This is a genomic window from Stieleria sp., from assembly GCF_041595215.1.
GTDB classification, from domain to species: domain Bacteria; phylum Planctomycetota; class Planctomycetia; order Pirellulales; family Pirellulaceae; genus Stieleria; species Stieleria magnilauensis.
In genome coordinates, this window is sequence record NZ_JBFHKV010000200.1 from 1 (window position 1) to 9,772 (window position 9,772).

Here is a 9,772-nt window from a genome sequence, read left to right on the forward strand (position 1 = left end):
GCCTGACCGGACGGCACGGACACGGAAGACCAATGAACCGAACAAAGCGGAAACGGATGACGCTTCGCAATCGACCACGCGTTGTGCTGCTCGGCATCGTGCTCTCTGGGGCCGCTTCGACGCTGAACGCCGCAACGCAAGTGAATCCGTATTGCGCCGACGCCCCGTCCCTTGCCGACCCGGCGAACCATCCCACCGCAACCGTCCCCTCGGCGGATCCGTCCACTGGAATCGAAAACGCCGGGATCGACGACGCTGAAATCGGGCGAGACGACGTTGCCTTGGTGACCCCACCCACCGTCACGGTGCCCCGACGTTTGCCGCCGGTGCGATCACGCTCGATTCAATCGCCACAGGAATCGACGACACCTGCCCTGCCATCGGCACCGCCGCAGACGGCCGCTGAGCAGGTGGTCGCTGAGCAGGTGGTGACGGCGCCGTGGTTGCAGTCGATCACGGCCGATTCCTGCTTAGCTCGAGCCAGCCGACATCTGGACGATGCGTACCGCGAATATTCCGTCGGGGCATGGTCTTCGGCGGAAGCGTCGGCTTGGAAGGCGTTGGAGTTAACCGCGACGGGAATCGACGTTGCCGATCGACAGACCGCATCGCTGCAGCGTCCCGCGACCGCTGCCAAAGGCGTTCGCATCGCCCGAACGGCGATTCGGGAAGCGAGGGATTTCGTCGCATCGGGGGCGGCGGTCGATGACGAATTGATTGCCGCGATCGCCTCGTCGCACCAAACGCCTGCACTGGCCGGTGCCGGGTCGATCGGTCTGACGCCGACCCAGTCTGCCGACCGCTATTTGGATTTTGCACGCGTGAAACTGGCGCCACTTGCTGCCCGTCACGTACAAGCCGCCCAGGCGATGGACTTGATTGCGGCAATCCAACTCGGCCGCAATGAAACCAAATGGTTACCGGAAGAGACATCGCTTTGTCTCCGTCGTGCAGCACTCCAGGGCCAACCGTCCAACGCCAGTCTGGCGACGCGTTTGGGCATGCAATTGGCCGACATGGGGCTTGATGCTGAAGCACAATGGACGCTTCAACACGCGATGAAACTTTCACCCACACAAGAGATCGCAGCGGCTTTGAACCGCGTGACGGCACGACAGACCGATCCGACCGGCGACGTCTCCTTGGACCAACGTGTGGCCGAAGCCCCGACGACCGCTGCCACACAGACGCGTTTTCCGAAAGTGATTGAACTTTCGCCGACCCAGTTCGCTTCGATCTCACCGGCGGTCAACACGCTGACACGCCCTTCGACAGTTGCCGGTCCCTCGTCCCGCGATGACGACCAGCGTCAGACACCATCGGTCGAACCGACAGCCCCGGTCACGGCGCAGCCGGAGAAAAAAACGTCTCGATTCATCCCCGCCTCGCTGGCCCGGCTCCGGTTGCCGAAACTGAGTTCGAAACCGCAACCGAACGAGTCATCAACGTATGATCCCGATGTGATCGAAGCCAGGGTCGATGAGCGTTATCGCGCTGACGAGTTCGAGGCTTACGATGCGTCGGCGACCGGCCCCGCGACGGGTCAGCAAGGATCGGCGATCAAACGATTCTTCGGTAAGTTCCCAAAATTGTGGTAGCGACGTGTCGCTCGTTGTTCATCCGCGTTCATTCGCAAGCGTTTCCGTCGATCACTCCCAACGTTCATTCGAGTCCGTGAGATTTGGCATGCAGTCTCCATCATCCATTCGCCTGAATCTCGTATCGACACTGATCGTGACTGTCGCAGTCGCCGCGTGCCTGTTCACTTGCCAGGACGGGTCCGCACAGACGTCGGTGACAGCGGCACCCCAGCAGTCGGTACCCGGCGCAAGCAGGGTCAACGAAACCGATTGTGGCTGTCGAAACGTCCCCGGTGGATATCCATGTCGGGGCGGATGCCCCAAATGCATGATGGCGGTCGACTGTCAGGACCATTGCGGAGCCGAAGGACGTTGGCGTGACATGTCGCCGATGCCGTTTGATGCCTACGGACCGGGCGGCTATGCCGGTCCATCACGTTACGCGCACCTGGGCGAATATCGTCTGCGCCCCGGCGACGAACTGCAAGTGATCTATCTGATCACCCGACGCCAAGAACAGGGCGACTATCGGTTGGCCCCCGGTGACGAAGTCTTGATCGAGTCGGTGGCCGATGCGGATCTGCAACGTGGAACGCTCGAACGTGGTTTGGAAATTCAGCCCGATGGAACGATCACGGTCCGTCTGCTGGGTCAAGTCCACGCCGCTGGTCTTTCGATCAGTCAGCTGCGAGACGTGCTGGAACAGAAATACAAGAAACTCTATGACGAACCGTCCATCGATGTCACGCCCGTTCGAACCAATCGATTGGCCGATGACATTCGAAACGCCGTCGGCGGACAGAGCGGATTGCAGCAACAAGCACTCGCGGTCACCGTGATGCCCGATGGCAAGATTCGTCTGCCCGGAATCGGCGGGCTGTGTGTTCAGGGCTTCTCGCTTCCCGAATTGAAGAAAGAGATCAACCTGCGTTATCGCGAGCTGGTCGTCGGATTGGAAGCCGAACCGATCTTGACGCAGCAGGCCAGTCACTTCGTTTACGTGCTCGGCGAGGTCGCGACGCCCAATCGCATTCAATTGGAAGGCCCCACGACGGTGCTCGGCGCAATCGCCCAAGCCGGCGGCCACTTACCCGGCGGTAACATGCGTCAAGTCGTTGTGCTGCGGCGTGCCGAAGATTGGCGTTTGATTTCGACGATGCTGGATTTGCAAGGAGCGGTCTTTGGAAAGCGACCGACACCGGCCGACGAAATCTGGCTGCGAGACAACGACGTGGTGATCGTGCCCCAGCGTCCCATCGTCCGCCTGGACAACTGGATCGAACAGATCTTCACCCGCGGCGTCTATGCGGCGATCCCACCGTTGAACATCGAAGTGCGATAAACGACTTCTGAAAAAGCGAGCGAGCGAAACATCGCCCGCGAAGTGATCGAGTGATCACACGATCGACTGATACTACCGTTCCTGTTGTGCGTTTTGGGCATCCACCGCTTGGACGATTTTGCCATAAAATTCAGGCCGTCGATCAGCAAATCGATCAATCACATGCGTGCCGGGAGTCCGCTGGATGGTTTTATTGCGAGCGATCGCCAGATCGGCTTCGGCGAACAGGATCGTTTCTTGGTCATCGTCGCTCTTTGCCAGAACGACTCCATCGGGACCGCAGATCGAACTTCGACCACAGAACTGGAATCCGTTTTCGCTGCCGACTCGGTTGGCCGCGACGAAATACAAGTGATTTTCCATGCTTCGCGCAGGCGGAACGATGCTCGGCGTCCTGATTCCTTCGTTGGGCCAATTGGTGCCCAAGGCGATGACCTCGGCTCCGGCGAGCCCCAACACACGCATCGGCTCAGGAAACGAAGCGTCATAGCAGATCGCCAATCCGATTCTGGCGCTACCCGATCGAGCGGTTTGAACAACGTGTGTTTGGTAGTCGCGGTCCCCACGATCGACGAATCGATCGACTCCCAGTGCGGGCAGGTGGATTTTTCGATAACAACCCAGGACACCGCTCCCACCGAGCATCGCGGCGGAGTTGTACAGTTTGTCGCCGGATCGCTCCAGAAACCCGATGGTAACGATTTGTCTCCATTGGCCCGCGGCATGGATCAGCTGCCCAAAGATCGGATCATTCAGCTCGAGTGCCACGTCGAGCGCCTGTTGACGGGAATCAAACGTGTATCCAGTGAGCATGCATTCGGGGAAAACAATCAGTTCGGCGGGCCGTGATTTCCCGCTCCCTGACTCACCGCCGCGGTCGGGGTCGGCCGCTTTTTGCATCCACACCAGGACTCGCGATAAATTGGCCGCAGGCTGTGCAAAACTCACATCGGATTGGACACAAGCGATCAACATCGTAAAACAAGCGGAGTAAGAATTGAGAACTCGACGGGAAAAACGGGACGCACATGAGTGACAACGACTTTGATTTTGACCTGTTTGTCATCGGGACCGGCCCCGGTGGCGAAGGGGCCGCGATGCAGGCTCGCAAGGGCGGGCTGCGCGTCGGCATCGCAGAACGATACCGACAGATCGGCGGCGGGTGCACGCACTGGGGGACGATCCCCAGCAAAGCCCTACGGTACACGATCACCAACACGATGAACGTGTTAAAAAACCCAATCTTCCGCGAACTCGGGATTCACACCACCCCGACGATGGAGCAACTTCGTCGCGGGACCGCCGAGATCATCGCCAAACAGGTGACGATGCGTCAGTCGTTTTACGACCGCAACAGCGTACCGATTTATTTCGGCCATGCGAGGTTTGTTGATGACCATACCGTTGAGATCGAGAACGGTGAAACCATTCGCAGCAAGGCGTTCGTGATTTCCACCGGAACACGACCCTATCGACCGCCGGAAGTCGATTTCGATCATCCGCGGATCTTTGACAGCGATACGATTCTGGATCTCCCTGAAAAACCGGGTTCCATCACGATCTATGGCGCCGGCGTGATCGGCACCGAATATGCCTCGATGTTTCGAAACATCGGCGTGAAGATCAATCTGGTCAACACGCGGGGTAAGCTGCTGGAGTTCTTGGACGATGAAATCGTCGACGCGTTGTCGTATCACCTGCGTGACCAAGGCGTCGTGATTCGTCACAATGAAACGTTTGATCGTATCGAAGGCCAAGACGATGGCGTCGTGTTGCACTTGCAAAGCGGCAAACAGATCAAGACCGATGTCTTGCTGTGGGCCAACGGACGTACCGGAAACACCGATGATCTGGGGCTCGAGGCGATCGGTTTGGTGCCCAACAAGCGTGGGCAACTGGATGTGGATGAACAATTTCAAACGGCCAGAGAACACATCTATGCCGTCGGCGACGTCATCGGGTATCCCTCGCTGGCCAGTGCCGCCTATACCCAAGGCCGGGCGGCGGGCATGCACGTGCTGGGGCGCAAAGACGGCAACCTGCGCGTCAAGGATCTGCCCACCGGAATCTACACCAGTCCCGAAATCAGTTCCGTCGGCCAAACGGAACGGGAATTGACCGAGAAGCGCATTCCGTATGAGGTCGGCCAGAGTCAGTTCAAGAGTCTGGCGCGGGCTCAAATCATGGGCACCACCGTCGGGATGCTCAAGATTCTGTTCCATCGCGAAACCTTGAAGATCCTGGGGGTGCATTGCTTCGGAGCCAACGCGTCGGAGATCGTTCACATCGGTCAGGCGGTGATGGATTCCGAAGACCTGACGTTGGAATACTTTGTCGAAACGACCTTCAATTATCCGACGATGGCCGAAGCCTACCGCGTCGCGGCACTGAACGGTTACAACCGGCTGTTTTGACGATCGCCGCGCCGGTATCAACTCCTAGCCCGAGGGCGGCACAAACGCGTACAATGAAGCTGCCGGTGTTTCTGTGGTGCCGCCGGTGAACCGAATGACGTCTTCAAATGGACTTCGAATGACCCCAACATCCGATGCTGCGATGACGTCTTCGCCGCGTGCGCGATCCCGCCAGCCGATGCCTCAGAGCGACGATCCCGGACCGGCGGAGTCGTCCGGCCCGGCCAACCGATCACGCTCCGCCATCACTTGGCTGTTGATCGGTCTGTTACTCGGGGCCGGATCGTGGTTGATCATCGTCTCCACCGGCGCGTTCCAGCGGGGCGTGGTCGCGGTGGAGAGTCCGACCCGAAATCCGATTCCCGATCGTTATGATGCCGAGCGGGCGATGTCGTACTTGCAACAACTGTGCGATCTGGGACCGCGTCCCTCGGGCAGCGCCGCGATGGTGCGTCAACAACGTCTGTTGGAAGCGTTCTTCAGCGAGCGTGGCGGCACGGTGACCCGACAAGCCTTTGAAACACGCGACCCCCGCGACGGTTCGCCGTTGACGATGGTCAATCTGATCGCGTCCTGGCATCCCGAGCGTCCGAAACGGTTTTTGTTTTGTGCCCACTATGACACCCGCCCCTACCCGGACCGCGATCCGAACAATCCCCGGGGCGTGTTTGTCGGTGCCAACGACGGCGCCAGCGGCACCGCCGGATTGATGGAACTGGCCAATCAGCTGCATGATCTGCCCAGCGACATCGGCGTCGACTTGGTTCTGTTTGACGGCGAAGAGTTCATTTGGCAACGTGATGGCGGTCGTTATTTTCTCGGATCAACTTACTTCGCCGAACAATACCGCAATGACCCTCCCGCGGTGCCCTACGCCGCCGGGGTCTTGTTTGACATGATCGGGGACAAGGAGCTGAAGCTTTATTATGAAGTCAACAGCATCCGATTCGCCAAAACGGTGGCGCGATCGTTTTGGAAAAAAGCGGATCAGCTCGGTGTTCAAGCCTTTGTCATGCGGACGCGGCATGAATTGCGAGACGACCATCTGCCGCTCAACCAGATCGCCAAGATCCCCACGATTGATGTGATCGATTTCGACTATCCGCGGCCGGGAATCGGGGCGCCATCGTATTGGCACACCGAGCAAGACGTGCCCGAGAACTGCAGCGGCGAGTCGATCGCGGCGGTCGTCTGGGTCGCACACCAGTGGCTCGTCTCGTTGAGTTCCGCCGCAACCGATCCGACTCGATAGGAGTGTCTGCGATGTTCGCCGGAGGGTTGTTGCTGGGCGTCACGCTGTTGTTTTTCGCGTGTTGGTTGCAGTGGACCGAACACCGCGGTTGGCCTCACGACACCTTCGACGGTGATGAAGACGTCGAATACCGCCGCCGCCGCAAAAAGTCTCGTCTGCGCGTCAACGTGTTGATCGGAATCTGTGGGTTATTGATCCTGGCGGCGACGTTTGCCGACGTGGGGGTCGTCTTTGTGGCGGCCTGGTCGATCGTGTCGTTGATCCTGATGGTGATCGTGATCCTTGCCGGACTGGATGCCTTTCGTACCCACCGTCATCATCAAGACAAGGTCCGACGAATGCGGAAACGGGCACTGGAAGAGTAATCGCCGATCGCACTGGGCCTGGACGATTGTGGAACTGGGCCCGGACGATTGTGGGACAGGCTTCCGGCTCTGTCGAACCTGTACGCGACAGCCTGGATGCCAACCCCACTTGAGTGGGACGACCGAGCTACTATCAGAAGACTGAAATTGTGACGTTCGTTAACACCGCCTTGTTGTTCGCGCTGGCCGCGGTCGGGATTCCGATCGCGTTGCATCTGATCGCGCGAAAAGAACCCAAGAAGGTGATGTTTCCGTCGGTCCGCTTGCTGACTCAACGGTTCGAGACCAACCGCAGCAAGGTCCGGGTGCGACGATGGTGGTTGCTGGCGCTTCGCATCGCCGCCTTCGCCGTGGTCGCGTTGGCCCTGGCCCGACCGGTGATCGCCGGTGCGCTCTCGCTGACTTGGTCGACGATCGGAATCCTGTCGATCGCCGGGATCGCGCTGTTGGCGATGGCATCGGTTGCAGCCGGCAAACCGAATCAGAAAACGCTGGTTCGCTCGTTGCTCGCCGCGGCTGCCCTCGCGTTGATCATTGCGGTGGGTTGGGGCGGGTACACGTTGGCCAGCGGCACCAAGCCGGAGATCGATGACGCAACGCCGGTCGCCCTGGCCATCGTCGTCGACAATGCTCCGCTGGCGGCCTGGCGAACGGGCGATGAAACACAACTGAATCGTCTTCGCGCGGCCGCCAAGCAGTTGATCCTGGCCGCCAACCGGGAAAGCCGGTTCGCCGTGATCGATCGGTCCAGCGCCCCCGCCGCGTTTTCACTCGACGTGACCGGTGCGCTCTCCAAAACCGATGCCCTGCGTGCACTGGAAGTGGTGCAACCGCTGGAATCGCGGGTGGAAGCAGCGGCCCGATTGTTGCAAACGAGCGAGATTCCGTCGCGACAAGTGGTGATCTTGAGCGGATTGACCGAGTCGAGTTTCGCCAATGAACTCTCGGGGCAGTCGCTGGCCGCACTGCTGGAATCGTCCGGCGTCGCCGTGACGGTCTGGGACATGGGCGGTCCCGTCGGCACCAATCGCACCGTCTCGCTGCCAACCCTTTCCGATGTGTCGCCGGCTCCGGAAACCTCGATCACCGTCGCGGCAGTCCTGTCGCTCGAAGCCGCCGCGACTACCGTTGACGAGGCGACCGACTCGGAGACGAATCCAGACGGCGCGACCGCAGAGACGAGCGAGACGCCACCGGGTTCACTCAGCGTCACCGCCGAATGCGTGTTGTTCCCTAGCAGCCCCGCCCTGCCCGTGGTCCGCGACGGCGACATCGTTCGCCCCCAGGCCAAGCCGGTGGACCGCCTGAGTGTAACGATGCAACCCGGCCGCGACGTCGAATTGCAGATGACCTTGCCGCCGCTGCCGGTCGGGTTGCATCACGGTGCGATCCGATTGGTCGGTGCCGACGCGTTGGCGGTCGATGACGCGAGTTACTTTAGTGTGGCGGTGTTGCCGCCGAGTCGATTGTTGTTGGTCAGCGACCAAGCCGAAGAAGCCGAAGAGATTGCCTGGGCCGTCTCGGCGCCGGCGCCGATCGATGACCCGGCATCCCAGTACGCGATCGAACGCATCGGCTACGATGACATGGCCGCCTCGCGGATGACGGACTTTGACGGAGTCATCTTGCTCGACCCGCCCGACAGCGCGCTCGGCGAGCCCGAACTGATTCGGTATCGCGAGCAGGGCGGCTCGGTGTGGGTCGCCGCAGGTGATCGGCTGGGCGAAGAAAACGTCGCGGTCGAAGGTTGGCCGGTGTTTCGGCGACGTTGGCGCGTCCCCGAACCGGGAACGTTCCTGGAAATCTCTGCCGCATCCCATCCCGCCCTGGTCACGCTGGCCAACACGCCCGGCGGTGTCCCCTTTCAAGATTTTCGAATTCACCAGTATTGGCAACTCGCCCCCTCGGACAACGCCCAGGTGTTGATGCGATACGCCGGCACGGACCATGCCGCGGTCGTCGAATGGCGTTCGAAATCCGCCGCCGAAGTTTCGACACCCCAGAACGCATCGGGCTCCGGGCGGATTGTGTTGATGACCACTCCGATCCCGGCCATCACGCCTCCCTCTTCGTCCTGGAACGAATTGTTTCAAGCCGACGAATACTGGCCGGCGTTTTCGCTAGTTCGCGATGTCACGCGTTATGTGACCGGCCGCAGCGCCGAAAGCTGGATGACCCGCGTCGGCGCGCCTGTTTCGATTCCGGTTCGTCAACAAGCTGCGATCGAAGTCGACGGCAAACCTCGACGATTGCAATGGTTTCCTCCGGTCGGTGCGACTCCGGTTCCGATCAATGTCCCGCAGAGCGAAGACGCCGGCAGCGGTGGGACGTTGCGAATCGTGGTCGGGCAACCCAAACACAGTGGCGTGCATTGGATTCGTGGCGATGAAATCGGGCTCGGCTTCACCGCCAATTTGCCCCGCGAGCAATTGGCGACCACGCGGATCGATGCGGCGCGATTGGAACGCCTGTTCGGTCCCGACCGTCTGCGACAAATCGATTCGCTCGATGAAATGGAGTGGACCTCCAGCGATGACGCTCGGGTCGTCTCGCTTTGGTCGCCGATCATGCTGTTGGCGCTGTTCGTTTTCATGCTGGAACAAGTGTTGGGCAACCGATTTTATCGCCGCTCGCCGGCGGCAAAGTCCGGCTCGACGAGGCGGAGATCGGCGGCATGACACGATTCACCCTGGAACCGCTGTACGGATCGATCTGGGTTGCACTGGCGGCAATGATCGCCATCGCCGCGGTGATCACGCTGGTCACGCCGCCGACGGACGATCCCCGCAAGCGAAAGTGGTTGATCTTGCTGCGATCCC

Annotated in this window: 7 protein-coding genes; 6 read left to right on the top strand and 1 reads right to left on the bottom strand. The window is 60.3% G+C overall.

Features of this window, described 5'->3' with window-relative positions:
• Window positions 1–32 precede the first annotated feature (32 nt).
• Both ABX749_RS10210 and ABX749_RS10215 read left to right on the top strand, forming a co-directional pair.
• A complete protein-coding gene (locus tag ABX749_RS10210; protein ID WP_372895888.1) occupies window positions 33–1,598 on the top strand; it encodes a hypothetical protein in 1,566 nt (521 codons plus the stop codon).
• A gap of 310 nt (window positions 1,599–1,908) precedes the next feature.
• Entirely contained in the window at window positions 1,909–2,922 is a 1,014-nt protein-coding gene (locus ABX749_RS10215) for a polysaccharide biosynthesis/export family protein (protein ID WP_372895889.1), read from the top strand.
• 72 nt (window positions 2,923–2,994) lie between these two features.
• Here ABX749_RS10215 and ABX749_RS10220 read toward each other — a convergent pair whose 3' ends face one another.
• Window positions 2,995–3,897, bottom strand: coding sequence for a carbon-nitrogen hydrolase family protein (locus ABX749_RS10220; protein ID WP_372895890.1), 903 nt, complete (start codon window positions 3,895–3,897; stop codon window positions 2,995–2,997).
• A gap of 53 nt (window positions 3,898–3,950) precedes the next feature.
• Between ABX749_RS10220 and sthA the strand changes: the two genes are divergently transcribed.
• From sthA to ABX749_RS10240, 4 genes are all read left to right on the top strand, one after another.
• The gene (sthA, locus tag ABX749_RS10225; RefSeq protein WP_372895891.1) at window positions 3,951–5,336 is read left to right on the top strand and encodes a Si-specific NAD(P)(+) transhydrogenase; all 1,386 of its coding nucleotides are present in this window, start codon (window positions 3,951–3,953) and stop codon (window positions 5,334–5,336) included.
• Between the two features lie 178 nt (window positions 5,337–5,514).
• Window positions 5,515–6,588 (top strand): M28 family peptidase, encoded by a 1,074-nt coding sequence (locus ABX749_RS10230; RefSeq protein ID WP_372895892.1) that lies wholly within the window; start codon window positions 5,515–5,517, stop codon window positions 6,586–6,588.
• 2 nt (window positions 6,589–6,590) lie between these two features.
• Window positions 6,591–6,953: a hypothetical protein gene (locus ABX749_RS10235; protein ID WP_372895893.1), complete on the top strand. Its 363-nt coding sequence runs from the start codon at window positions 6,591–6,593 to the stop codon at window positions 6,951–6,953.
• 149 nt (window positions 6,954–7,102) lie between these two features.
• Window positions 7,103–9,631, top strand: coding sequence for a BatA domain-containing protein (locus ABX749_RS10240; RefSeq protein ID WP_372895894.1), 2,529 nt, complete (start codon window positions 7,103–7,105; stop codon window positions 9,629–9,631).
• Window positions 9,632–9,772 lie beyond the last annotated feature (141 nt).

What these genes read in the sequence shown, in the direction of transcription:
- sthA (WP_372895891.1), top strand. Translation starts at nt 3,951, where the DNA reads ATGAGTGACAACGACTTTGATTTTGACCTGTTTGTCATCGGGACCGGC.
- ABX749_RS10210 (WP_372895888.1), top strand. Translation starts at nt 33, where the DNA reads ATGAACCGAACAAAGCGGAAACGGATGACGCTTCGCAATCGACCACGC.
- ABX749_RS10220 (WP_372895890.1), bottom strand. Translation starts at nt 3,897, where the DNA reads ATGTTGATCGCTTGTGTCCAATCCGATGTGAGTTTTGCACAGCCTGCG.
- ABX749_RS10230 (WP_372895892.1), top strand. Translation starts at nt 5,515, where the DNA reads ATGCCTCAGAGCGACGATCCCGGACCGGCGGAGTCGTCCGGCCCGGCC.
- ABX749_RS10215 (WP_372895889.1), top strand. Translation starts at nt 1,909, where the DNA reads ATGATGGCGGTCGACTGTCAGGACCATTGCGGAGCCGAAGGACGTTGG.